The organism is Pseudomonas sp. CC120222-01a (assembly GCF_003097235.1).
GTDB lineage: Bacteria > Pseudomonadota > Gammaproteobacteria > Pseudomonadales > Pseudomonadaceae > Aquipseudomonas.
In genome coordinates this window covers 1-24,593 of the sequence record NZ_QEQQ01000040.1, presented here as the reverse complement: position 1 = coordinate 24,593, position 24,593 = coordinate 1, and the positions used below count along the sequence as shown (strand labels likewise).

Sequence of the window (24,593 nt, the reverse complement as noted above, 5' to 3'; positions counted from 1 at the left end):
CGCGGGATGGAGCAGCCTGGTAGCTCGTCGGGCTCATAACCCGAAGGTCGTCGGTTCAAATCCGGCTCCCGCAACCATATTCGTCAGAACAAACCCCGCCTGTATAACAGCAGCGCGGGGTTTGTTGCATTTCGTCGCCTGATAAATCCTTGCGCTACACCCAAACCCGCTCGTTTGAGGTGTCGTCTTGAGGATGAACTATCTTTAACACTGCCGGACGACTGAAAGTAACGTTGCCCGGAGTAATATCTGGATACGTTTACCAAAGGGACTTTCACTTGGCCGCAGCTCTTCCCCACCTCGCGCAACTCGCACGAGGCATCTCATGACATCGCACACCCCCGAACCCCAGGTGCCACTCGCCTCGGCACTGCCGACGGCTGCCCAGCGCCTGCCTTGGCTGGAACGAATGAGCCGTTACCGTCAGCCGATTGGCCTGGCCGTTACCTTGCTGCTGTTTGCCATGGCGCTGATCGCTTGTCGGCATCTGTTGAGCGAACTGGACATCTACGCCCTGCACGATGCCATGCTCGACGTCCCGGCAAAGTCGTTGATCGGTGCCCTGCTGGCGACGGTGGCAGGCTTCGTGATCCTGCTGGGCTACGAGTGGTCGGCCAGCCGTTACGCGGACGTCAAGCTGCCCCCGCGAACCTTGGTGATGGGCGGCTTTAGCGCCTTTGCCATTGGTAACGCGATCGGCCTGTCGATGCTCTCGGGTGGCTCGGTGCGCTACCGCCTGTATGCACGCCAAGGCCTCGGTGCCGCCGAAGTTGCGCGCATGACCGTGTTTGCCAGCCTGTCTCTGGGGTGCGCACTGCCACCACTGGCGGCGCTGGCCACCTTGAGCAACCTGCCGGCAGCGGCAACCGCCCTGCGCTTGCCTTCGACAGTGCTGGCCAGCATCGCCATCGCCGTCCTGGCCATCACCGCCGTGCTGGTGATCGGGCTGTATCGCCGTCGCCTGCCGGAACAACCGCTGGCCGACAACCTGCTGGTCCAGCTGGGCCGTCGCACGCTGCGCCTGCCCGGTGGCCGCCTGGCGGCCCTGCAGCTGCTGATCACCGCGCTGGACGTGGCCGCTGCAGCCACCGTGCTTTACCTGCTGCTGCCGGAAGCGCCTCCTTTCGGTGCCTTCGTGCTGGTCTACCTGCTGGCCTTGGCCGCTGGTGTGCTCAGCCATGTACCGGGTGGCGTCGGGGTGTTCGAAGCGATCCTGCTGGCCGCCTTCGCCGACCAGCTTGGCGCCGCGCCACTGGCCGCCGCACTGCTCCTGTACCGGCTGATCTACGTGGTGCTGCCGCTGCTGCTGGCCTGCGTGCTGCTGCTGGCCAACGAAGCACGCCGCCTGCTGTTCGCCCAGCAAGCGATCAAGGCTGCCTCGGGCCTTGGTGCGCCGATCCTGGCGATTCTGGTGTTCCTGTCGGGCGTGGTGCTGCTGTTCTCCGGCGCCACCCCGGAAATCGACACGCGCCTGGAGCACATGGGCTTCCTTGTGCCACACCGGCTGATCGATGCCTCGCACTTCGGCGCCAGCCTGATCGGCGTGCTCTGCCTGCTGCTGGCCCAGGGCCTGCGCCGGCGCCTGTCGGCAGCCTGGCTGCTGACCACGGTGTTGCTGCTGGTCGGTGCACTGTTGTCGATCCTCAAGGGCTTCGACTGGGAAGAAGCCAGCCTGCTGACCCTGACCGCTGCCCTGCTGGCCATTTTCCGCCGCTCGTTCTACCGGCCGAGCCGGCTGCTGGAGCTGCCGTTCTCACCGGTCTACCTGGTGGCCAGCGCCTGCGTGGTCGGCGCTTCGGTGTGGCTGTTGCTGTTCGCGTATCAAGACGTGCCCTATACCCACAAGCTGTGGTGGCAGTTCACCCTCGACGCCGACGCCCCGCGCGGCCTGCGTGCCGCCTTGGGCAGCGCGGTGCTGCTGGTGATCGTCGCACTGACCTGGCTGCTGCGCACCGCCCGCCCGGTCATTCACCTGCCTGACGACGTCGAGCTGCAGCGCGCCAACCGCATTCTGCTGGCCTCCGACCAGCCCGACGGCGGCCTGGCATTGACCGGCGACAAGGCACTGCTGTTCCACCCCAGCGACAATGCCTTCCTTATGTATGCCCGTCGCGGCCGCAGCCTGGTAGCGCTGTACGACCCGATCGGCCCGGCCCAGGAACGCGCCGAGATGATCTGGCAGTTCCGTGACCTGTGCGACCTGCACCATGCCCGCCCGGTGTTCTACCAGGTGCGCGCGGAGAACCTGCCGTTCTACATGGACATCGGCCTGACTGCCCTGAAGCTGGGCGAGGAAGCGCGGGTCGACCTGCGCCGCTTCGACCTCGAAGCCAAGGGCAAGGAAATGAAGGACCTGCGCTACACCTGGAACCGTGGCGGCCGGGATGGCCTGAGCCTGGAGATCCACGAACCCGGCCAGGCTCCCTTGGCCGAGCTCAAGGAAATCTCCGACGCCTGGCTGGGCGGCAAGAACGTACGCGAGAAAGGCTTCTCGCTGGGGCGCTTCAGCCCTGAGTACCTGCAGCACTTCCGTATCGCCCTGATTCGTTTCCAGGGCCGGCCGGTGGCCTTCGCCAACCTGCTGGAAACCCACAGCAACGAACTGGCCAGCCTCGACCTGATGCGCGCACACCCCGAGGCGCCGAAGCTGACCATGGAATTCATGATGATCGGCTTGATCCTGCATTACAAAAGCCATGACTACGGCCGCTTCAGCCTGGGCATGGTCCCGCTTTCCGGCCTGCAGCCACGCCGCGGCGCACCCTTGACCCAACGACTGGGCTCGATGGTGTTCCGCCGTGGCGAGCAGCTCTACAACTTCCAGGGCCTGCGGCGCTTCAAGGACAAGTTCCAGCCGGACTGGGAACCTCGTTACATGGCCGTACCAGCCGGGCTCGACCCGCTGGTTGCACTGGCCGATACTGCCGCCCTGATTGCCGGCGGCCTGACTGGATTGGTGAAACGCTGATGATCCGACGCTATTGGCTGTATGTACTGATTCCCCTGCTGCTGGCCGCCCTGGCTGGCGCTGCGGGCTTTTGGCTGTGGGCCCGCCCTGCCCCTGAGGCACGGCTGGAGCAGCTGACCCTGAATGACACCAGCATCATCCGCGTCACCCCGGGCGTGCACGCCAAGGCCCGGGTCGCCATCGGTGTGCCTCAGGACCAGGCCCTGACCGACAAGCAGCTGCTGGACCTGAGCCAGGCTGGCGAGGCGCAGCTGGTGCAGGTGATCCTGCCGCCGAACGACTGCACCAAGCAGCAACAGGCCATGGATCAGGCACTGACCCAGCTGTCCGACAAACCGACCCTGGTCGCCGGCATTGGCCCAGGTGCAGCCCAGGCATGGCGCTGGCTGGCCACCCAGAGTGACGACAAGGCCCGGGCCATTTCCGTCGACTTCACCCTGGAACAACCAGGTTGCAAGGTCGAGCTGCCGAAGTCGGCCGCCCACGGCCACTGGAACGTCGCCTGGAACGACAACCCGGACGACGCCAGCGCTGCCTTCGTGCGCGACCAGTCCAACGCCGAAACCAGCATCAGCGACTATGATATCCACTTGCCACAGGTGCTCAAGGCCCAGCTGACCCAGGCCCTGGTCGGCCGCGACGGCAACGCCCTGGCCATCCCGGTGGTGGAAGTTCCGGCCGGGCAAACCACCGACACCGTCACCCTGTTCCTGTCCGGTGACGGCGGCTGGCGCGACCTCGACCGCGACGTGGCCGGTGAGATGGCCAAGCTTGGCTACCCGGTGGTCGGTATCGACACCCTGCGCTATTACTGGCAACACAAGACCCCGGAGCAAAGCGCCGCCGACCTGTCGGAACTGATGCAGCACTACCGTCAGAAGTGGGGCACCAAGCGTTTCGTACTGACCGGCTATTCGTTCGGCGCCGACGTGCTGCCGGCCATCTACAACCGCCTGCCGGCCGAAGACCAGCAGCGTATCGACGCGGTCGTGCTGCTGGCGTTCGCCCGTAGCGGCAGCTTCGAGATCGAGGTTGAAGGCTGGCTGGGCAAGGAAGGCCAGGAAGCGCCTACCGGGCCGGAAATGGCCAGGCTGCCGGCGTCCAAGGTGGTCTGCGTGTACGGTATCGAAGAGACCGACGAGAGCGGCTGCACCGACAAGACTGCAGTGGGCGAACGCATGAAGCTGCCAGGCGGCCACCACTTCGACGAGAACTACCCGGCGCTGGCCAAGCGCCTGATCGACGAGATCGAGACCCGCCAGGGCAAGTCCAGCGTCGCTGCACAGAACTGAAAATGATTGGGGCCGCTTTGCGGCCCCAATAACTCAGATCTCGACCTGGGTACCCAGCTCGATCACTCTGTTCAACGGCAAGTTGAAGAAGCGCAAGTTACCGTTGGCATTCTTCAGCAGGAACGCGAACAGGTTCCCCCGCCAGCGCGACATTCCCTCCAGACGCGACGCAATCACCGTTTCCCGGCTCAGGAAGTAGGTGGTACGCATCGGGCTGAAATCCAGTTCGTCCAGGTGACACAGCCTCAATGCCGCAGGCACGTCCGGCTCATCCATGAAGCCAAAGTGCAGCAACACGCGGAAGAAACCATCACCGTAGGCCTCGACCTCGAAACGCTCCTGCTCCGGCACCCGGGGGCGGTCTTCACTGACCACCGTCAACAGCACCACCTGGCTGTGCAGCACCTGGTTATGCAGCATGTTGTGCAACAGCGCGTGAGGCACCGCATCTGCCCGCGCCGTCAGGAACACCGCCGTGCCTTCGACCCGATGCGGCGGCTGCACGCGGATGCTGCTGATGAAAACCGGCAGTGGCAGCCCGCCTTCATCGATCCGTTCCACCAGGATCTGCTTGCCGCGCTTCCAGGTGCTCATCAGCAAGTACAGCACCAGGCCTGCGAGTACCGGGAAGGCGCCGCCTTGAACGATCTTCGGTACGTTGGCGGCGAAGTACAAGCCATCGACCAGCAGGAAACAGACCACCAGCGGCACCGCCAGCATCGGCGGCCACTTCCACAGCAGCAGCATCACCGCTGCCACCAGGATGGTGGTCATCAGCATGGTCCCAGTCACTGCCACGCCGTAGGCTGCGGCCAGCGCGCCGGACGACTCGAAGCCGATTACCAGCAGCACCACGCCGACCATCAATGTCCAGTTAACTGCGCCGATGTAGATCTGCCCCTGCTCGTCGCTGGAAGTGTGCTGGATCTGCATGCGCGGGATATAGCCGAGCTGGATGGCCTGACGGGTCAGCGAGAAGGCCCCCGAGATCACCGCCTGCGAGGCAATCACTGTGGCCATTGTCGCCAGCCCGACCATCGGCAGCAGGGCCCAGCCCGGCGCCAGCAGGTAGAACGGGTTGCGCGCCGCGTCCGGGTTCTGCAGCAGCAGCGCGCCCTGGCCAAAATAGTTGAGTACCAGCGCCGGCAGCACCAGGGCAAACCAGGCACGGGCTATCGGTTTGCGGCCAAAGTGGCCCATGTCGGCGTACAGCGCCTCGGCGCCGGTCAGTGCCAGCACCACCGCACCGAGTATGGCCACCCCCATGCCGGGGTGAACGATGAAGAAATTGACCGCCCAGACCGGGTTGAACGCCTTGAGCACTTCCGGGCTCTGGCTGATGCCATGCACGCCCAGGACGGCCAGCGCCAGAAACCAGGTGACCATAATCGGGCCGAACAACTTGCCGATCTTCTCGGTGCCATGCTTCTGCACCACGAACAGCGCCACCAGCACCACCAGCGAGATGGGCACCACCCAGTGGTCGATACCTTCGAAGGCCAGGCCCATACCCTCCACCGCCGAAAGCACCGACACAGCCGGGGTGATCATGCTGTCGCCGTAGAACAGCGAGGCGCCGATCAGCCCACAGATGAGCATCAGCGAACGCAACCGCGGGTACGCAGCCGTTGCCCTCAGGGCCAGGGCGGTGAGCGCCATGGTACCGCCCTCGCCCTGGTTGTCGGCGCGCAGGATGAACATCACGTACTTGAACGACACTACCCACAGCAGTGACCAGAGGATCAGCGAGAGGATCCCCAGCACGCCATCATGATTGACCGGCACCCCGTAACCGCCGGTAAAGACTTCCTTGAGGGTATACAAGGGGCTGGTACCGATATCGCCATACACCACCCCGACCGCTGCCACGAGCAGCCCCAGCGACCGTGTCGCACCCTGCTTTCCCGCGTGCCCGCCTTCGGCGTGACTGCTTGCCTGAACCATCGAACACTCCCGCAGATGGCCTTGAAGGCCGGTAGAATTCACGCCTGCGTCAGGGGCATGAATAAACCCCGGCGCAATGGCGCGAAGCATAGCGCAGCGTTCGTCGCTTTTCTGCTGGTCAGGCTCCCGGTTCAGCCAAACATAGCTCGAACGCGTTAGAGATCCAGAGACTGCACCGCAATGCCCAACGCCGCCGCAATCTTCTCCCGGGTGGCTTTGCGCGGCCTTTCGGCAGCTTCCTGCTGAGCATAGGCCGACTGCGAGATACCCAGGCGCTGCGCGACTTCAGCCTGGGTCAGGTCCAGATGCCTGCGCCAGGCGGCTATGGCGGTCATGCCTTCCTTCACCATGTATCCAACGACTTCATTGGGCACCAGGTCGTGCTGGGGGCGGCTGGCAATGTAGTCGGCATATGGCAACACCACGAAGGCGGGACGACCATCGGCGCCGTGGATGATTTGTACGTTAGTAGGTGTGCTCATCGCGTTTCCTGACCTCCTCGATATTGACGATTCTGACGCTGCCATCCCAGTCAAAGAGGATGCGGTAATTGCCGACCCTCAGTCGGTAGCCATAATGGTGATTGGCCAATGCCTTGACGCTCTGAACATCCGGCATATGGGCCAGCGCCTGTGCGGCATCGTAGATCTTCGGCTGATCGAACTTGTTGATTTTCCTGAGTTGCTTCACTGCTTTGCGTGACCAGTTGATCGTATTCATATCCACGCCGTTCTTATAAGAAAACTATAAGTCTTGAATAAGTTCAAGAGTACGTTTGACAGGCGAGGAGAAGGGTGACGAGTGGGCACATTCCACTCAAGGGGAACCATTGCCGAGCTGTGTTTCCAGGTTTTGCCATGCACACGCCGCAGTCGCTAACGGCATAGCGCAGCGTTCGTCGCTTTTCTGCTGGTCAAGCGACCGTGCGCTCGCTAGAATTGCGCACTTTTTGATCAGAGGCGCCGAAAGCGCCCGTCAAGATCGCCCCCGACTGCGGCAGGGCGAACTGCATTCAATACCGAGGTTAGTCATGTCCACCACTCCCGCCACCCCCAAGGTTGGTTTCGTCAGCCTGGGTTGCCCCAAGGCCCTGGTCGATTCCGAGCGCATCCTGACCCAGCTGCGCATGGAAGGCTATGAAGTCGTGCCCACCTACGAGGACGCCGATGTAGTGGTGGTCAACACCTGCGGCTTCATCGACAGCGCCAAGGCCGAGTCGCTCGAAGTCATCGGTGAAGCGATCAAGGAAAACGGCAAAGTCATCGTCACCGGCTGCATGGGTGTCGACGAAGGCAATATCCGTGACGTGCACCCGAGCGTGCTGTCGGTGACCGGCCCGCAGCAGTACGAGCAGGTGGTCAACGCCGTGCACGAAGTGGTGCCGCCACGCCAGGACCACAACCCGCTGATCGACCTGGTGCCGCCTCAGGGCGTCAAGCTGACCCCGCGCCACTACGCCTACCTGAAGATTTCCGAAGGCTGCAACCACAGCTGCAGCTTCTGCATCATCCCGTCGATGCGCGGCAAGCTGGTCAGCCGCCCGGTCGGTGAAGTGCTGAGCGAAGCCGAGCGCCTGGTCAAGGCCGGCGTCAAGGAAATCCTGGTGATTTCCCAGGACACCAGCGCCTACGGCGTCGACGTCAAGTACAAGACCGACTTCTGGAACGGTCGCCCGGTCAAGACCCGCATGCTCGAACTGTGCGAAGCGCTGAGCAGCCTGGGTGCCTGGGTGCGCTTGCACTACGTCTATCCATACCCGAACGTCGACGACGTGATCCCGCTGATGGCCGCTGGCAAGATCCTGCCGTACCTGGACATCCCGTTCCAGCACGCCAGCCCCAAGGTACTCAAGTCGATGAAGCGCCCAGCCTTCGAAGACCGTACCCTGGCACGCATCAAGAACTGGCGCGAGCAATGCCCTGAGCTGGTGATCCGCTCGACCTTCATCGTCGGCTTCCCGGGCGAGACCGAGGAAGACTTCCAGTACCTGCTGGACTGGCTCACCGAAGCCCAGCTCGACCGCGTCGGCTGCTTCCAGTACTCGCCAGTCGAAGGCGCCCCGGCCAACGACCTGGGCCTGGAAGAAGTACCGGATGACGTCAAGCAGGACCGCTGGGACCGCTTCATGGCGCACCAGCAGGCCATCAGCGCCGCCCGCCTGCAAATGCGCATCGGCAAGGAAATCGAAGTGCTGATCGACGAAGTCGAGGAGCAAGGTTCGGTAGGCCGCAGCTTCTTCGATGCCCCGGAAATCGACGGCAGCGTGTTCATCGACGGTAACCACGGCTTCAAGCCGGGCGACAAAGTGCGTTGCCGCGTGGTGGATGCCGACGAATACGACATGTGGGCCGAGCCCGTTTAAGGCAGCCTGCACATGAAAAAGCCCCTGCCCGGTATTCCCAACGAGGAAATACCCGGGCAGGGGCTTTTTTGTCAGAAGGTGTGAAACACCATCAAGCCACCTTCTGCATCAGGGCTGGCATCGGAAAAACCCTTGACCGCATACAGTTGGATCTTCCATTCCCGGTTGAGCTTGTGGGTCAGGAACAGGGTCAGCTCCTGAATCTCTGAGCCTGTCGAAACGACTTTCTGCCGCCAGTCGTACGAGGCGCCCGCCGAGGTGCCTTTCGCCACAGGAAAGGCAAAGCCCAGGCTGGTAAAGATCGGATCTCTGAAATCGCTGTCGGGCGGGTCGCCGAACTTCTTCCAGCCCAAGGTTGCGAAGCCGGTCACCGGGCCGAATGCCTGGGCGATATCGACCTGCCCGGTGTAGTCGTACTCGCCCGTGCCCAGACACTGCTTTTCATCGGCAGTGGGGAATTTGACCTTGCCGATGAGATCGAGCATCAGGCCGCCGTCACTGCCGTCGAGCAGTGCATAGTCGGCGCTGGCAACCGTGTCGCCCAGCCCGCTCTCCACCGCATGGCATCCTCCGGGCAACGGGTCGCCATTCGGGCCAACTTCAGGGTTGGTGATGCGCAGCCAAGGCACAGTGACCTTGTATGTCATGGGGCCGGTTTCATACTTGCCGACCACGGGGACATACCAGATTTCCGAAGTGGTACCCGTGCCATAGTCGCCACTCGAATAATCCATGCCAATGGAGGCACTGAAGGTATCGGCCAGCGCCGAGGCACCGGTACAGGACAGCAAACAGGCGAAAAGAGGGAGCGTGGGTCTCATCTGCACCTCGGGTTCCGTCGGGAAGTGTGATCGGACTTACCCAGCCTAGTTGCCTAATGCCCGGACCGCTCCGGATGCTCTACTTTTTCGACCTTCTCGACTTTTTCTACCGTTTCTGGCTTTTCGACTCTCTCTACTTTTTCAACTTTTTCCACTTTCTCGACTTTTTCAGGCTTTTCCACCTTCTCGACTTTCTCAGGCCTTTCGACCTTCTCGACTTTCTCCACCTTCTCGACTTTCTCGGGCTTTTCTACCTTCTCGACTTTCTCCACCTTCTCGACTTTCTCGGGCTTTTCGACTTTCTCTACTTTCTCGACCTTTTCAACCTTCTCGACTTTTTCGAGCTCTACTTTTTCAACAGGCTCGACCTTCTCCACCCGATCGGAGCTGCCACTGTTGCTGGTCTCGCGCTGCTCCACGCTGTCGACATGCCCTGACTTTCCAGACCTGTCCTCACTTTCAACGCTGTCATGGCCACTGGAGTCGCTGGTCGAACTCCGTCCACTGTGATCGTCACTGTCTTCGCTGCGGCTGCTGGAGGTCCCACGCTCACTCTGGCTACTGTTGCTCGAGCTACCCGAGCCGCTGGTACCGTGCTCGCTGTTGCGCCCGGAATGCCCTCTGTCCGCACGGTCGCCGCGGTCATCATCGAACTCGACGCGGGATGCCCGTAGCTCATGAGTGGCACTGAATACCCCGCTTACCCGCACCCGTTGGTCGAGCGCGATGGATGCAGGCTGCTTGCCGACGATCACGGTATCCTGCCCCAGCGTCACGTTGATGCCACCGACTACCAGCTGGCGCGCCTGAGTGCGCTGCACCAGCCCCTCGATCACCGCAGTCTGCACCCTGCCGGCAAACGGCAGGCTCGGGTCAGGGCGGGTTTGCGCGACTTCCAGCTGGCTCCCGGTCCATTGGCCGCGCACCAGCATTTCCCGCGCCGGCGCCACGCGGGTGCCCAGCTTCAGCCCCTGCAGGCTGCCGGGTCGATCAACGGTACCGATGGCACTGGCCTCCCTGAGCCCTGGCGCCCGCTCGATACGGCTAGCCACCACCTCACCTGCCGCATCGCGCAGGCCGCTGACCCTGACTGGCTCACCTGGGCGCAGCCCTTCAGCCACGCGCGCGCCGGCGGCCAGGCGCACAGGTTGACCCATGACCCGCAGTGGCCCCGAAGCATTCGGCAGTGCCGTCAGCGGTCCCTCGTAAACGTTGAGGATCGCGATGCGCCCGGCTTGCAGGCCACGCTGTGTGCCATAGGCCTCCACCGCGACGACCTGGCCGATTGCCAGATGAGCGCTGCTGGCAGGGGCACCATTCTCACTTACAGGGACATCCTTGCCATAGTGCACCTCCTGGCCGTTGACGCAGATTGATGCGAACCCGGTGATGGTGCCAACGATCCCCGTGCCACCGGTACCGCCTGGGCGCTGGATCGGGGCGCCGCTACCGCCCACGCCGCCGTGGCCGCGATCGATGACGGTACCGTCTACACCCTCCGCCACTGCGCCGGTCCCCCCCGTGCCGCCGGGGCGCTGCTGAAGTGGCGCACCGGTGCCGCCCACACCGCCGTTCTCGCTGCGCACACCGGTGCCGCCAACACCACCGGTTCTGGCACCGGTGCCACCGACACCTCCAGGGAACTGCATGCCCGCTGCGCCGGCCATACCCACTTCATCACGGCTGACACAGACCGGCGCTGCAGCCACCTCGGCAGGCGCCACCAGGTCCAGCCCGAATGCCAGGACGAGTGCGACGAGACTGAGGCAGCGCGCGAGGGGGGTCATGAGTCGGCTGTCTTTGACGAATCGGGATCAGTGGCTTCAGTGTAGAAATACAGCCCGACGGTGATGCGCTGACGTTCCTCGTGGCTTGGCACGTCGGTGTTCTCCAGCTCTGCGGCCAACCGGCTGAATGCCAGCAAGGTTTGCATGCCGTCCCTGGAGACCGCTTCACGCAGCGTGCCGACGCTGGCCGAGGTCAGGGCATCGTAGTGCACGCTGCGCTCGAAAAACGGCAGGCCTTCGCCACTGAGGTTGTGCACCGCAGCACAGGCGTGATCATGCAGGTTATGGCCAAAATACGCGGCCTTCTCTTCGAAGCCCTTCTGCGGCACGAAAGCCTGGGCCTCAAGGTGGACGCAATCCTGATCATCCAGGCGGACGATCCCCAGGCGCAGCCACTCATCCAGCACTACCCGCCCGCGGATGTCCGTGCTGATCTTCGCCACCAAGGCATCGAAAGAGCAATCGCCGCCAACGCTGGCTAGCCGTGGCAACGCCAACGCCTGCCCGGCCTCGGAGCAGAATGGCGGGCTGGTGGTCCATACATTCACCAGTTGCGCACCCAAGGTGATGTTTTCCGGCAACTCGGCAGTCGACGCGTCACTCTCGCTTCGCAGCCGCCGCACATCCTTGCGATGCACCCCCGTAAGCAGGCTGATGCGGCTGTCTGTCGGCACCTTGTCGTCCAGGCGAAACTCGCGATGGGCCACATCGACGAAGACTTCCTTGAGCACGTCGGTGAACATCGTGTAGGTCACCCCTTTGCGCAGCATCAGGCGCACCAGGGGGCGCATGACCCTGCGCAGTGCGCTCAACATGGACGGGGGGATAGAGGGCGATTGCATGGAGCGCATTCCTTGACAGTTGAACCCAGCATACGACGCGGGAAAACATCCCGCACGAACTGTAACCACTTCCCACACTGAATGAGAAAAAGCTGCCAGCGCTCATTGCAAACGCGTGATAGGGCTGCACCGCCCGAGACCCGCTCATACAAAGCCCGTCCCCTGGGCCTTGTATGGGCTGTTCACTGCCAGTCAGCTCCTGCTGTTGTCATCGCCGACTTCGCCGGCGGCATGAGCACCGCGGTCATCACCCTGTTCGCGACCCACATGGTTGCCATTATCGTCACCAGGTTCACCACCAACGTGATTGCCATGATCGTCGCCAGGTTCACCGCCAACATGATTGCCATGATCATCACCGGGCTCACCGCCAACATGATTGCCATGATCGTCACCGGGTTCGCCGCCAACGTGATTGCCATGATCGTCGCCGGGCTCACCGCCAACGTGATTGCCATGGTCATCACCCCTTTCAGCATGGCTGCTGCTGCGTCCGGAGTTTGAATTGCCATCGTGGCCCTGGCCTGCTTCACCATGGCCGCTGCCACTGTTGCCGGCATGGCCGCCACTCCCGCCGCCACCGCTGCCGCTGCCACCACCGCTGCCGCCGCCGTGGCCACCACCACCACCACCACCACCACCACCACCACTTCCGCCGCCACCGCCGTGGCCACCACCACCGCCACCGCCACCGCCACCGCCACCACTTCCACCGCCACCGCCGTGACCACCACCGCCGCCGCCATCCTTGGCATAGGCGCTGGAGCCATGAGAAATCGAATCTGGAACCAAAACGATGGCCGTCGACAGCACGCCTGCAACGGCAACCGCCAGTAGAGCCCTTTTGAACAGCACGTGGATTTGCATTTTCCGTCTCCAGGTCTTCGCCATGAGAACGCCAAATCAAGCCGGGAATCTGTTGTAAGTTCTTTCTTTTCTTTGCGTGGGAATTTTTCCCACGCCTAATTAATAGACCTCTGCGTCCCAGGCTTCAAGCCACGCGCGGAGAAGCCGACCAGTGGTTGGCCTGCTATGTTTGCTTTATCGCCTTGGAGGAACACCGGCATGCATTCGGTTCTGACGCTGCACACCCCGCGCTACAGCGACTACAGCGAGCTGGTGCAGATCTGGGAAGACTCGGTGCGAGCGACCCATGACTTCCTTCCAGAGGCCTACATCCTGTTGCTGCGCGAACAGGTGCTGCGCCGCTATCTCGACGCCGTGATGCTGATCTGCTGCAAGGACCGCCAGCGCATCTGCGGCTTCGCCGGAGTCGCCAACGGCTACGTGCACATGCTGTTCGTAGCACCGGACTACCGCAGCAAGGGCGTTGGCAAGCGACTGCTGCGTTGTGCGATCGATGAATTGAATGCCGACCGCCTGGACGTCAATGAACAGAACCCGCAAGCCCTGGGCTTCTACTTGCACGAAGGCTTCGAAGTGGTCGGCCGCTCGGAAACGGATGGCTTGGGGCAGCCCTATCCACTTCTGCACATGAGGCTGATTCCTACAGCGTCCTAAGGCGGCGTCCGAATATGCCGTGGTCTGCGTCCAAAACGGCGCATTTGACACAGATTCCCATCATCAACCGCGCACGGGCAGGTACAATGTAGGTCTTTCCCTGCCTTGCGAATTGCCCCATGTCCGAACCCGTCCGCCTGTCCAAACGCCTCATCGAGCAGCTTGGTTGCTCCCGCCGAGAGGCCGAGCTGTACATCGAAGGAGGCTGGGTCACGGTCGATGGCGTGGTGGTCGAGCAACCTCAGTTCAAAGTCGACGACCAGCACGTTGAACTGCTGCCGGGAGCACGCGCCGAGGCATTGGACCCCGTCACCCTGTTGATGCATCAAGCAGCCGGTGTCGACAGCGAAACCGCCCGCGCCAGCATGAACATGGGCAATCTCAGCGAGGCCCACCGCGAAGGCGTACGGCCCCTGCACGGGCACTTTGCCCGCCTGACCTGCCTGGCGCCGCTGGAACGCGGCGCCAGCGGCCTGCAGGTGTTCACCCAGGACTGGCGCGTCACCCGCAAGATCGACGCCAACCTGCGCCGCATGGAGCAGGAGTACATCATCGAAGTGCGCGGTGAGACCACGCCCCAGGCCCTGGAGCGCCTGGCGCGCGGTGCGACGCGCAATGACCGGGAGCTGCCCAAGGCCAAGGCCAGCTGGCAGAACGAGACCCACTTGCGCCTGGTCGTGAAAAACCCGCAACCCGGGCAAATCAGCGAGCTGTGTGCCTACCTGCGCCTGGAAGTGCTGGGCATGCGCCGCATTCGCCTGGGCGGTGTATCGATGGGCAAGCTGCCCGTGGGGCAGTGGCGTTACCTGGCAGCCACCGAACGTTTCTAAGCAATACGCCACGCCCCGGCGTGGCTACTGAACAGGATTTTGCAGCAATGAACCACAACGATGTCCTGCGCAGCCTGCGCTACATGCTCAAGGTGAACGACGCCAAGATGGCCGAAATCATCGCGCTGTCCGGCCTCGAAGTTAACCCGATCGTGCTCGCCACCTACTTGAAGAAGGAAGACGAAGCCGGTTTCGTGCGTTGCCCGGAGCGGGTCATGGCGCACTTCCTTGACGGCCTGGTGATCCACCGCCGTGGCAAGGACGACAGCCGCCCACCACTGCCGGTCGAGCTGCCGGTGACCAACAACACCATCCTGAAAAAACTGCGGGTGGCCTTCGAGCTCAAGGAAGAAGACCTGCACGCCATCCTCAAGACGGTCAATTTCCCGGTGTCCAAGCCTGAGCTCAGCGCGCTGTTCCGCAAGGTCGGGCATGACAACTACCGCCCGTGCGGCGACCAGCTGCTGCGCAATTTCCTCAAGGGCCTGACCCTGCGCGTGCGCGGCTGAGTGGCCATGCAGCATACGGTTGCACCGGTCGGCATCGTCCGCTCCTGCTTCAAGGAGAAATTTGCCATCCCGCGCCAGCCGCAGCTGGCGCCAGCCGCCCGTGGGGTGCTGGAGCTGTTGCCGCCGTTCGATCAGGGCGATGCGGTGTCCGGGCTGGAGCAAGTCAGCCATGTCTGGTTGCTGTTCCTGTTCCATCAGGCACTGGAAGACAAACCGCGCCTGAAAGTGCGCCCGCCACGCCTGGGCGGCAACAAGAGCATGGGCGTGTTCGCCACCCGCGCCACCCACCGCCCCAACGGCATCGGCCAGTCGGTGGTGCGCCTGGAGGGCGTGGAGCCAGGGCGCCTGCTGCTGTCCGGAATCGACCTGCTGGACGGTACGCCGGTACTGGACATCAAACCCTATGTCCCCTACGCCGACAGCGTTACCGGGGCAAGCAACCTGATGGCCAGTGATGCGCCGGTCGCGATTGCCGTTGCCTGGAGCGACACTGCCCTGCCCCAGGCCCACGCGCATGGGCTGCGCCTTGGCGAGCCGCTGGTGGAACTGATCGAGCAATGTTTGGCTCAGGACCCGCGTCCGGCCTATCAAGTACCACCGCCGGAGCGGGTGTACGGGGTGAAGTTCTGGGACGTGCAGGTCCGCTGGCATTACCCGCAACCCGACCAGATCCAGGTGCTGGAAGTCGTGCAGGAGGGCTGAAAATCCCCGCCCTGCAGGCATAAAAAAACGCAGACCTCGGTCTGCGTTTTTTCTTTGTTGCGTTCGTCTTATTTCTCGACGAAGGCGCGCTCGATCAGGTAGTCACCCGGCTCACGCATGCGTGGGGAGACCTTCAGGCCGAAGCTGTCGAGCACTTCGCTGGTCTCGTCGAGCATGCTCGGGCTGCCGCAGATCATTGCGCGGTCGTCCTCTGGGTTGATCGGTGGCAGGCCAATATCGCTGAACAGCTTGCCGCTGCGCATCAGGTCGGTCAGGCGGCCCTGGTTTTCAAACGGCTCGCGGGTCACGGTCGGGTAGTAGATCAGCTTGTCACGGACCGACTCGCCGAAGAATTCGTTCTGCGGCAGGTGCTCGGTGATGAACTCTTTGTAGGCCACCTCGTTGACGTAACGCACACCGTGAACCAGGATCACTTTTTCAAAGCGCTCGTAGGTTTCCGGGTCCTGGATCACGCTCATGAACGGCGCCAGGCCGGTGCCGGTGCTCAGCAGGTACAAGTGCTTGCCCGGTTTCAGGTCGTCAAGAACCAGGGTACCGGTTGGCTTCTTGCTGATGATGATCTCGTCGCCTTCCTTCAGGTGCTGCAGCTGCGAGGTCAGCGGGCCATCCGGGACCTTGATGCTGAAGAACTCCAGGTGCTCTTCCCAGTTCGGCGAAGCGATGGAATAGGCGCGCATGAGCGGACGGCCATTGTCCTGTTGCAGGCCGATCATCACGAACTGACCGTTCTCGAAGCGCAGGCCCGGGTCGCGGGTGCACTTGAAGCTGAACAGGGTGTCGTTCCAGTGGTGCACACTGAGGACACGTTCGTGGTTCATGTTGCTCATCTATGGGGCTCCTGAAGAAAAACGCAGCGCGCAAGACGCGCAGTTGCGCGATAGTTTAGGGGCAGCGAGAATATCTGTTAACTGAATTATCAAGATATGTGTTATCGGTTATATAGATATGCGATTTACACTTCGTCAGCTTCAGGTATTCGTCGCCGTGGCGCAGCACCAGAGTGTGTCGCGGGCAGCCAGCGTGCTCGCACTTTCGCAGTCGGCGGCGAGTACTTCCATCACCGAACTTGAGCGGCAATCGAGCTGCCAGCTGTTCGATCGTGCCGGCAAGCGCCTGGCGCTCAATGCCCTGGGCCATCAGTTGCTGCCCCAGGCTGTCGCCCTGCTCGACCAGGCCAAGGAAATCGAAGACCTGCTCAACGGCAAGTCCGGCTTCGGCTCGCTGGCGGTCGGCGCCACGCTGACCATCGGCAACTACTTGGCCACCCTGCTGATCGGCAGCTTCATGCAGATCCACCCGGAGAGCCAGGTGAAACTGCATGTGCAGAACACTGCACATATCGTGCATCAGGTCGCGCAATACGAAATTGATCTAGGTCTGATCGAAGGTGACTGCAACCACCCGGACCTGGAGGTGCAGCCATGGGTCGAGGACGAGCTGGTGGTGTTCTGCGCACCGCAACATCCACTGGCCAAGGCCGGCCGCGCCGATGTCGAAGCCCTGTCGCAGGAGGCCTGGATCCTGCGCGAGCAGGGTTCCGGTACACGCCTGACCTTCGACCAGGCCATGCGCCATCACCGCACCAGCCTGAACATCCGCCTGGAGCTGGAGCACACCGAGGCGATCAAGCGTGCCGTGGAATCGGGCCTGGGTATCGGCTGTATTTCCCGACTGGCCCTGCGCGATGCCTTCCGCCGCGGTAGCCTGGTACCGGTGGAGACACCTGAGCTGGACCTGATGCGCCAGTTCTACTTCATCTGGCACAAGCAGAAATACCAGACCTCGGCGATGCGTGAATTCCTGGAGCTGTGTCGCAACTTCACTGCGGGCTTCACCCGCAGTGACGAGATCGTCTTGCCGCCGATCGCTTAAAGCAGAATCACACCCCACACCAGCGCGACCATGGTCAACGCTACCAGCTGCGCGGCGCTGCCCATGTCCTTGGCGTTCTTCGACAACGGGTGGCGCTCCAGCGAGATGCGGTCGATGGCGGCTTCCACTGCCGAGTTGAACAGCTCGACGATCAGGCCGAGCAGGCACACGGCGATCATGATTGCCCGCTCGGCACGGCTGACCGGTAGCCAGAAGGCGATCGGGATCAGCAGCACATTGAGCAGTACCAGCTGACGGAAAGCAGCCTCGCCCTTGAAGGCGGCGCGCAGGCCGTCCAGCGAATAGCCAGCGGCGTTGAAGATGCGTTTCAGGCCGGTCTGGCCTTTGAATGGCGATGTCATGTGAGTCACTTCACAACAGAAAGGCCAGCAGACTAGTGCGGCGCGGGTCAAAAAAGCGTGAATCCAGGCGCCTTCAGTTACTGGCAACCGATTCAAGTTGTTGCAGCAACAGCGCCGCCTGGGTGCGGGTGCGTACGCCCAGCTTGCGGAAGATTGCGGTTACATGGGCCTTGATGGTCGCTTCCGAGACACTCAGCTCATAGGCAATCTGCTTGTTCAGCAAGCCTTCGCAGACCATGGTCAGTACGCGGAACTGCTGCGGGGTCAGGCTGGCCAGGCCTTCGCTGGCGGCCTTGGCTTCGGCCGAGACATCGACCTTTTCGAACGCTTGCGGTGGCCACCAGACATCGCCATCGAGCACTTTTCTCACGGCATCCTGAATGACTTCAAGGCCGCTGGACTTCGGAATGAAGCCGCTGGCACCGAACTCGCGTGACTTGACCACCACAGCGGCCTCTTCCTGCGCCGAGACCATTACCACCGGAATCTGCGGGTACTGGCCGCGCAGCAGGACCAGCCCGGAGAAGCCATAGGCTCCCGGCATGTTCAGGTCCAACAGGACCAGGTCCCAATCGGCTTTTTCGCTCAGGCGGGTTTCCAGTTCGGCGATACTCGCCACTTCAACCAGGCGTACATCGGCGCCCAGGCCGAGGGTAACGGCCTGGCGCAGCGCGCTACGAAACAGCGGGTGGTCATCGGCTATCAGGATTTCGTATGTGGCCATCGATCTATGGATCCTGTTCTGTGCCAGGCGCATGCGGGGTGGTGAAGCGCCTGGCGGGGAATCGGCGCCAAGGATGCCGAGCACGGCCGGAGGTGGTCAAGCCAACTACCCTGCCGTCTCGCCCACCCTGGCTGCCAGCCCCGTCATTATGAACCAAAGTGAGACATATGCCCCTTGGACTATAGGAAGGTATGCAAACGCTGGTGGGTGTCGTCCTGATCATCCAGCGGCAGGCGTCGCTTGCCACTGAGGTAATGCAGGCTGAACACGTCCAGGTAGGCATCCAGCGCCTGGGACGCCTGGCTGTCACCCGCCAGGTCCAGGCACATGGCCGCAACCTCGGCAGTGCAGAAATGGTCGTCGCGCTTGGACCGGCGCAGGCGATAGCGCGACATCTGCTCGGCTTGCAGGCTCAGCACCGGGAAGCGATCCAGATACGGGCTCTTGCGGAACATCTTGCGGGCCTCGGTCCAGGTGGCATCGAGCAGGATGAACAACGGGCGCTTGCCCGGTTCGCGCACGACCTCACTGACCACACGCTCCTGGGCGACGAATTCGCCGGGGAAAACGATGTAGGGCTGCCACTGAGGGTCGTCGAGCAACGCCAGCAGGCCCTCGTCCACCGAGGTGCGCAGCCAGCCGAAGGCGCTGGTGTCCTCGATCAGGTCGGCGATCAGCCAACCGGTGTTGGTCGGCTTCAATGGCTCGGTGTCATGCATGATCAGGCACACGCCGGAATCGGCCTGTACCTTGGGCTTCCACGCACACAGGCAGTGGGTGGCGATCACCCGGCAATCGGGGCAACGCTCGGCGCGTGAACCACGGGCAATGAAAGGTTTGATGCTGCGTGCCAGGCGCTCGGCACGCAGGCGTGCTACCGCGTGGCTCATGCTGGCAAGCCTGTGGACGGGTTGTGACTGGACACTGCAGGGACTCGGAAGATGCAAAACGCCAGTCTACCAGAGCAGGTGCCATTTGGCCGTGCAGTGCAAGCAACCGGTCCCTTATAATCGGCGCAATTGGCCACCGTGAATTTGCCTGCGCTGCAGCGGGTTTCATGGAACGCCCGCCGCAGGCGCATGTCAAAGCGCCAGTCATCGAACCAGGAGAGATTCATGCTGCGTCTTATCGTCCCGACCCTGAGCCTGTTGCTCACCCTGCCACTGGCAGCCCAGGCTGCCTCCAAGCAAGAGTTCGAGCTCAACAAGCTGCTGCAGAAGGTCGCCACGGAAAGCAGTGTCGGCACCCCCCGCGCCATCAACGAAGACATCCTCGATCAGGGCTATACCGTTGAAGGCAAGGCGCTGGTCAACCACCTCAGCGTACGCGCCGAACATGCCGCACGCATGCAGCAGAACCCGGAGCAAGTCCGCAGCCAGCTGGGTGACAGCGTTTGCCGCAACAGTGGTTTCCGTAACCTGATGTCCAAAGGTGCGGTGATGGTCTATCGCTTTACCGTATACAAGACCAACCAGCCGGTCATGGACCAGGCCTTCGATGCTGCCAGCTGCATCGCTGGCAACAAGAAGAAGTGACGGCTAGATAACCCGCTCTCCCTCGGCGCGCTGCGGCTCTTCGTCGGCGCGCATCTCTGCCAGCAGCGCCTGCAAGTAGCGTGACTGGCATTCAAGTGCTGCCAGCCTGCGACGGCACTCGGCCTCCAGGCTCACATGGTGATCCTGGGCTGCATGTTCCAGCTGCTGATAGAGCTGCCGGTCTACCTCGATGACCAAGCGATGCATACCGCCACCTCCTGCATCGACACGTTTCGCTTCTCCAGTTAACCAAACCCTCGCCAGGGCTGGTCACAGGCCGACGAGTGGCCATCGTATTCGCGCCTGCACGATCAGGTGCAACGGTCTAGATTGATAGCGAAGGCCCGAAAAACGACACGTTGGACAGACACGCCTGCACCACGGTCTTGAAGGCCTACTGCAATGCTCGAGATGCACACTCGAGTCACGGCAGCCAGCGACACACGTAGTGTCGCGGCCGGGCCACAGCATCGGCCCGGTCAGTGGTTTTGCTGCAGAAGGAGACGTTGAATGCCTTACCAATCGAATGAACACCTGTTCAATCACTTCAGGGACCACGGCATCGACCTGAGCAAGATCGACCAGCAACTGCAACTGGTCGCGCCGGGCAGCCCCAACCTGCCGCTGTATCGCGACATGATGCTCACGGTCTTGCGCATGGCCCATGACGACAGCGACCGCTGGAGCGCCAAGATCACCCTGCAGGCCTTGCGCGAACTGGACCACTCGTTCCGCATGCTCCAGCGCTACCGGGGGCGACGCAAAGTCACTGTGTTCGGCTCGGCACGCACCCCCGTGGAACACCCGATGTACGCCCTGGCCCGCGAGCTGGGGGCGACCCTCGCCCGCTCCGAACTGATGGTCATTACCGGGGCTGGCGGCGGCATCATGGCGGCGGCTCACGAAGGCGCTGGCAGTGACCATAGCCTGGGCTTCAACATCACCCTGCCCTTCGAGCAGCACGCCAATGCCACGGTGGACGGCACCGACAAGCTGCTGCCGTTCCACTTCTTCTTCATTCGCAAGCTGTTCTTCGTCAAGGAAGCCGATGCACTGGTGCTCTGCCCTGGCGGCTTCGGCACCCTGGATGAAGCACTTGAAGTAGTGACGCTGATCCAGACCGGCAAAAGCCCATTGGTGCCGGTGGTACTGCTGGACTCACCGGGCGGCACGTTCTGGCGCGACTGCCTGGCGTTTATCAGCCGCCAACTCGAAGAAAACCGCTACATCCTGCCCAGTGACTTGAAGCTGTTGCGGCTGGTGCACAGCGCCGATGAAGCTGTCGAGGAAATCAACCAGTTCTACAGCAATTACCACTCCAGCCGCTGGCTGAAGAATCAGTTCGTGATCCGCATGCACCATCGGCTCAGCGAGGCCGCACTGCATGACATCCAGGAGGGGTTTGCCGACTTGCGCCTGAGTGGCCGCTATCACCAACACGCCGACAGCGGTACCGAACACGAGGTGGGCAACTTCAGCCATCTGACGCGGCTGACGTTTGCCTTCAATGGCCGTGATCAAGGGCGACTGCGGGAACTGGTCGATTTCATCAACTTGCCGGAAAACTGGGCCAAGCCCGAGCCAATGCACACCACCCAGCGGGCTCGGGAGGCGTTGAAGGTCAGCTGAAGGGTAATTTTCGTGATAAAGCAAATGGCCTCATCGCTGGCGTGCCAGCGATGAGGCCATTTGACTAGTAATCATCCAGATCCCGGCCGCTGAGCAACCTGCCGATCATGTCCATGGGGAAACCGCGGTAGGCAAGAAACCGGGTCTGCTGGGCGCGACTACGAGGGTCCTGGGGACGAAGCCCGGCGAACTTGCGCTGCCAGGTATCTTGCAGCAGCGCAGCCCAATCCACTTCGCTGTCACGCAGGGCCTGCTCGATATCACTTCGATTCAGCCCGCGCTGGCCAAGCTCCTCGCGAATACGCGCAGGACCATAGCCGGAGCCAGAACGGTATCGGATGAAACTCTCGAGATAACGGGCTTCGCTAAGCAGCCCTTCTTCGGCGAGCCGATCGAGCGCTGGCTCGATCAGTTCATCCGGGGCACCGCGCTGACGCAACTTGCGCGTCAGCTCGACGCGACCATGCTCGCGGCGCGCGAGCAGGTCCATGGCTGTCCGCCTGACGGCGACGGGGGTGTCGAGTACGGCGGACATACCAGCTGCTATCAATAACCGGCGTCGGCGTCAGCCATGTCGTCGGCATCAGCTTCAGCGGCAGCAGCCTTGCCGGCTTCGGCAACAGCACCGGCCTTGAGCAGCTTCTCGCGAATCTGCTTCTCGATCTCGGCACCAATGGCCGGGTTCTCTGCCAGGTACTTGGCCGCGTTGGCCTTGCCCTGGCCGATCTTGTTGCCTTGGTAGGCGTACCAGGCACCGGACTTCTCTACCAGGCCTTGGGAAACGCCCAGGTCGATGATTTCGCCGTTGCGGTAGATACCCTTGCCGTAGAGGATCTGGAACTCGGCCTGACGGAACGGAGGCGAGACCTTGTTCTTGACGATCTTGACGCGGGTTTCGCTCCCGACCACTTCGTCGCCTTCCTTGACCGCGCCGGTACGGCGGATGTCCAGGCGCACCGAGGCGTAGAACTTCAGGGCGTTACCACCGGTGGTGGTTTCCGGGCTACCGAACATCACGCCGATCTTCATACGGATCTGGTTGATGAAGATGACCAGGCAGTTGGCGTTCTTGATGTTACCGGTGATCTTGCGCAGCGCCTGGGACATCAGACGAGCCTGCAGGCCGACGTGCATGTCGCCCATTTCGCCTTCGATCTCGGCCTTCGGCACCAGTGCAGCCACGGAGTCGACGATGATCACGTCAACGGCGTTGGAGCGCACCAGCATGTCGGTGATTTCCAGGGCCTGTTCGCCGGTGTCCGGCTGCGAGACCAGCAGGTCGTCGACGTTGACGCCCAGCTTGCCGGCGTATTCAGGGTCGAGGGCGTGTTCGGCGTCGACGAAGGCGCAAGTTGCACCGTTCTTCTGAGCTTCGGCGATGACCGACAGGGTCAGGGTGGTTTTACCCGAGGATTCCGGGCCGTAGATTTCGACGATACGGCCTTTTGGCAGACCGCCGATGCCGAGCGCGATGTCCAGGCCCAGGGAACCGGTGGAAATGGCCGGGATGCCCTGGCGCTCGTGGTCGCCCATGCGCATGACCGCGCCTTTGCCGAATTGGCGTTCGATTTGACCCAGGGCCGCAGCCAAGGCGCGCTTCTTGTTGTCGTCCATTGAAATCCTCACGTGTTCGACTTGGCCCTGACGGCCGGATACCTGTATAAGTAGCCAGTATTATTCCACAGGCTGACGCGCGCGCAAACCCCTGTCGTCGATTTACTCGGCGCCAAGCTGTAACAAGCCGTCTAACGCGGCGATCACCGTCTGTCGGCGCACGGCTTCGCGGTCACCGTCGAAGTGCCGGCGCTCGCTGCTGACGTGATCGCCATCGGCCCAGGCCAGCCAAACGGTCCCGACCGGCTTGGCCGGCGAACCACCGTCGGGCCCGGCCACGCCACTGACGGCCACGGCAAAGCGTGCACCGCTGGCGACCTGGGCGCCCCGGACCATGGCCTCGACCACCTCCTGGCTGACCGCGCCAACCTCGGCGAACAGCGCCTCGGGCACGTTCAGCTGGCGGGTTTTCTGGGCATTGGAATAGGTCACGTAACCGACCTCGAACCAGGCCGAGCTGCCAGGTATACGGGTGATGGCCTCGGCGATGCCACCGCCGGTGCAGGATTCGGCGGTGGTCACCTGGGCGTTGAAGCGGCGCAGGTGTTCGCCGAGACGGGTGGCGAGAACGGTGATCGGGTCCATGGATGGGTCCTTGAAGGGCCTTGAGGAGAATGGGGACACCGTAGCATTTGGGGAGAGGTATGGGGATGGTTGAATGATTGATCGATGTCGGCTGAGTGCATGCCTTGAAAGCTTTAGCGACTGTGAGATCGAGCGCCGCCCGCGCGGCGCATCGCGGGCAAGCCCGCTCCCACATCTGTTTCGGGCCAGTCTGTCCTGTGCCAGTTAGGCCGCCCGCCTTGGTGCCTGCCTGGAGGATTGTGAGAAGCCTCAGCGATACCTTCGATATCGAATGGAACAAACAAGGCGGGTCCTGTTGGCGGGTCAGAAGTGACTGGCCCGAAACAGATGTGGGAGATTCTATGGTTTTCAACAAGCCAGTTTCCCGCCTTTGGTGACGTATTCGTCCTGATTTTTCATCAGGGCGAATGCCACCCGTGCGAGCTTTCTAGCCAGGATTACCAGAGCTTGTGTCGTTGCTTTTCCAGCACGCCGGTGTTGTTCGTAGACCTCTTTCCAGGCAGCCGACCTGCTAGCAGCCATCGCGGCGTTATGCAGCAGACGACGGATCTCAGAGCAGCCTCGCTTAGTGAGGCGACGGCGGCCACTTTTTTGCCCAGAATCAATCACTCTTAGGTCCATTCCTAAGAACGCTATGTACGAGTCACTGCTTTTAAACTCGCCCCGGATGAAG

26 protein-coding genes and 1 tRNA gene are annotated in these 24,593 nt (G+C 62.3%); 11 read left to right on the top strand and 16 right to left on the bottom strand.

Features of this window, described 5'->3' with window-relative positions; translation table 11 throughout:
* From N430_RS28285 to N430_RS28275, 3 genes are all read left to right on the top strand, one after another.
* Positions 1-77: transfer RNA gene (locus N430_RS28285), tRNA-Met, on the top strand.
* Between the two features lie 332 nt (positions 78-409).
* On the top strand, positions 410-2,968 hold the full coding sequence (mprF, locus tag N430_RS28280) for a bifunctional lysylphosphatidylglycerol flippase/synthetase MprF (protein ID WP_371922808.1): 2,559 nt from the start codon (positions 410-412) through the stop codon (positions 2,966-2,968).
* Complete coding sequence (locus N430_RS28275) at positions 2,968-4,260, top strand: virulence factor family protein (RefSeq protein ID WP_110637226.1); 1,293 nt, start codon at positions 2,968-2,970, stop codon at positions 4,258-4,260. Before mprF ends, N430_RS28275 begins: the two co-directional genes overlap by 1 nt.
* Before the next feature lie 33 nt (positions 4,261-4,293).
* On the opposite strand, the gene N430_RS28270 is transcribed toward N430_RS28275, so the two are convergent.
* The 3 genes from N430_RS28270 to N430_RS28260 all read right to left on the bottom strand — a co-directional run bounded on the left by N430_RS28270 (position 4,294) and on the right by N430_RS28260 (position 6,924).
* Positions 4,294-6,204, bottom strand: a complete 1,911-nt coding sequence (locus N430_RS28270) for a potassium transporter Kup (protein WP_110637228.1) — start codon at positions 6,202-6,204, stop codon at positions 4,294-4,296.
* 155 nt (positions 6,205-6,359) lie between these two features.
* Positions 6,360-6,686, bottom strand: coding sequence for a helix-turn-helix transcriptional regulator (locus N430_RS28265; protein ID WP_110637230.1), 327 nt, complete (start codon positions 6,684-6,686; stop codon positions 6,360-6,362).
* On the bottom strand, positions 6,670-6,924 hold the full coding sequence (locus tag N430_RS28260) for a type II toxin-antitoxin system RelE/ParE family toxin (RefSeq protein WP_110637233.1): 255 nt from the start codon (positions 6,922-6,924) through the stop codon (positions 6,670-6,672). Before N430_RS28260 ends, N430_RS28265 begins: the two co-directional genes overlap by 17 nt.
* Positions 6,925-7,234: 310 nt before the next feature.
* Here N430_RS28260 and rimO point away from each other — a divergent pair, with 310 nt between their 5' ends.
* Complete coding sequence (gene rimO, locus N430_RS28255; protein ID WP_103445291.1) at positions 7,235-8,566, top strand: 30S ribosomal protein S12 methylthiotransferase RimO; 1,332 nt, start codon at positions 7,235-7,237, stop codon at positions 8,564-8,566.
* Positions 8,567-8,637: 71 nt separating this feature from the next.
* Here rimO and N430_RS28250 read toward each other — a convergent pair whose 3' ends face one another.
* From N430_RS28250 to N430_RS29870, 4 genes are all read right to left on the bottom strand, one after another.
* Positions 8,638-9,387 (bottom strand): hypothetical protein, encoded by a 750-nt coding sequence (locus N430_RS28250; protein WP_110637235.1) that lies wholly within the window; start codon positions 9,385-9,387, stop codon positions 8,638-8,640.
* A 53-nt stretch (positions 9,388-9,440) separates the two neighbouring features.
* Positions 9,441-11,174: a DUF5666 domain-containing protein gene (locus N430_RS28245; RefSeq protein WP_110637237.1), complete on the bottom strand. Its 1,734-nt coding sequence runs from the start codon at positions 11,172-11,174 to the stop codon at positions 9,441-9,443.
* Positions 11,171-12,016: a DUF6502 family protein gene (locus tag N430_RS28240; protein WP_110637239.1), complete on the bottom strand. Its 846-nt coding sequence runs from the start codon at positions 12,014-12,016 to the stop codon at positions 11,171-11,173. Before N430_RS28240 ends, N430_RS28245 begins: the two co-directional genes overlap by 4 nt.
* 192 nt (positions 12,017-12,208) lie before the next feature.
* The gene (locus tag N430_RS29870) at positions 12,209-12,883 is read right to left on the bottom strand and encodes a hypothetical protein (protein WP_305888046.1); all 675 of its coding nucleotides are present in this window, start codon (positions 12,881-12,883) and stop codon (positions 12,209-12,211) included.
* Between the two features lie 198 nt (positions 12,884-13,081).
* Between N430_RS29870 and N430_RS28230 the strand changes: the two genes are divergently transcribed.
* The 4 genes from N430_RS28230 to tsaA all read left to right on the top strand — a co-directional run bounded on the left by N430_RS28230 (position 13,082) and on the right by tsaA (position 15,578).
* Positions 13,082-13,537, top strand: a complete 456-nt coding sequence (locus tag N430_RS28230) for a GNAT family N-acetyltransferase (RefSeq protein WP_110637241.1) — start codon at positions 13,082-13,084, stop codon at positions 13,535-13,537.
* Between the two features lie 119 nt (positions 13,538-13,656).
* Complete coding sequence (locus N430_RS28225; protein WP_110637243.1) at positions 13,657-14,367, top strand: rRNA pseudouridine synthase; 711 nt, start codon at positions 13,657-13,659, stop codon at positions 14,365-14,367.
* A gap of 47 nt (positions 14,368-14,414) precedes the next feature.
* Positions 14,415-14,876: a DUF1456 family protein gene (locus N430_RS28220; protein WP_110637245.1), complete on the top strand. Its 462-nt coding sequence runs from the start codon at positions 14,415-14,417 to the stop codon at positions 14,874-14,876.
* Between the two features lie 6 nt (positions 14,877-14,882).
* Positions 14,883-15,578 (top strand): tRNA (N6-threonylcarbamoyladenosine(37)-N6)-methyltransferase TrmO, encoded by a 696-nt coding sequence (tsaA, locus tag N430_RS28215; protein ID WP_110637247.1) that lies wholly within the window; start codon positions 14,883-14,885, stop codon positions 15,576-15,578.
* A 68-nt stretch (positions 15,579-15,646) separates the two neighbouring features.
* Here the strand turns inward: tsaA and fpr are convergent, their stop codons facing one another.
* Entirely contained in the window at positions 15,647-16,426 is a 780-nt protein-coding gene (gene fpr, locus N430_RS28210) for a ferredoxin-NADP reductase (RefSeq protein ID WP_110637249.1), read from the bottom strand.
* Between the two features lie 118 nt (positions 16,427-16,544).
* Between fpr and finR the strand changes: the two genes are divergently transcribed.
* Positions 16,545-17,471 carry a LysR family transcriptional regulator FinR gene (gene finR, locus N430_RS28205; RefSeq protein WP_110637251.1) on the top strand — a complete coding sequence of 309 codons (927 nt, stop codon included), beginning with the start codon at positions 16,545-16,547 and terminating at the stop codon, positions 17,469-17,471.
* Here the strand turns inward: finR and N430_RS28200 are convergent.
* From N430_RS28200 to N430_RS28190, 3 genes are all read right to left on the bottom strand, one after another.
* Positions 17,468-17,833 (bottom strand): diacylglycerol kinase, encoded by a 366-nt coding sequence (locus N430_RS28200; protein WP_010952700.1) that lies wholly within the window; start codon positions 17,831-17,833, stop codon positions 17,468-17,470. The genes finR and N430_RS28200 overlap by 4 nt on opposite strands.
* A gap of 73 nt (positions 17,834-17,906) precedes the next feature.
* Complete coding sequence (erdR, locus tag N430_RS28195; protein ID WP_103445300.1) at positions 17,907-18,557, bottom strand: response regulator transcription factor ErdR; 651 nt, start codon at positions 18,555-18,557, stop codon at positions 17,907-17,909.
* A 179-nt stretch (positions 18,558-18,736) separates the two neighbouring features.
* A complete protein-coding gene (locus N430_RS28190) occupies positions 18,737-19,447 on the bottom strand; it encodes a tRNA-uridine aminocarboxypropyltransferase (RefSeq protein WP_110637253.1) in 711 nt (236 codons plus the stop codon).
* Positions 19,448-19,672: 225 nt separating this feature from the next.
* On the opposite strand from N430_RS28190, the gene N430_RS28185 reads away from it, so the two are divergent.
* On the top strand, positions 19,673-20,092 hold the full coding sequence (locus N430_RS28185) for a quorum-sensing-regulated virulence factor family protein (RefSeq protein ID WP_110637255.1): 420 nt from the start codon (positions 19,673-19,675) through the stop codon (positions 20,090-20,092).
* A 3-nt stretch (positions 20,093-20,095) separates the two neighbouring features.
* Here N430_RS28185 and N430_RS28180 read toward each other — a convergent pair whose 3' ends face one another.
* On the bottom strand, positions 20,096-20,299 hold the full coding sequence (locus N430_RS28180; RefSeq protein WP_060510130.1) for a hypothetical protein: 204 nt from the start codon (positions 20,297-20,299) through the stop codon (positions 20,096-20,098).
* Positions 20,300-20,602: 303 nt separating this feature from the next.
* On the opposite strand from N430_RS28180, the gene N430_RS28175 reads away from it, so the two are divergent.
* Positions 20,603-21,721: an LOG family protein gene (locus N430_RS28175; protein WP_110637257.1), complete on the top strand. Its 1,119-nt coding sequence runs from the start codon at positions 20,603-20,605 to the stop codon at positions 21,719-21,721.
* 64 nt (positions 21,722-21,785) lie between these two features.
* Here the strand turns inward: N430_RS28175 and recX are convergent, their stop codons facing one another.
* From recX to N430_RS28150, 4 genes are all read right to left on the bottom strand, one after another.
* On the bottom strand, positions 21,786-22,256 hold the full coding sequence (gene recX, locus N430_RS28170) for a recombination regulator RecX (RefSeq protein ID WP_110637259.1): 471 nt from the start codon (positions 22,254-22,256) through the stop codon (positions 21,786-21,788).
* Between the two features lie 11 nt (positions 22,257-22,267).
* On the bottom strand, positions 22,268-23,335 hold the full coding sequence (recA, locus tag N430_RS28165; protein ID WP_054883434.1) for a recombinase RecA: 1,068 nt from the start codon (positions 23,333-23,335) through the stop codon (positions 22,268-22,270).
* 102 nt (positions 23,336-23,437) lie between these two features.
* Positions 23,438-23,920 (bottom strand): CinA family protein, encoded by a 483-nt coding sequence (locus N430_RS28160; protein ID WP_110637261.1) that lies wholly within the window; start codon positions 23,918-23,920, stop codon positions 23,438-23,440.
* 348 nt (positions 23,921-24,268) lie between these two features.
* Positions 24,269-24,593, bottom strand: a 325-nt coding sequence (locus tag N430_RS28150; protein WP_146232707.1) for a transposase, incomplete at its 5' end; no start/stop codon positions are given.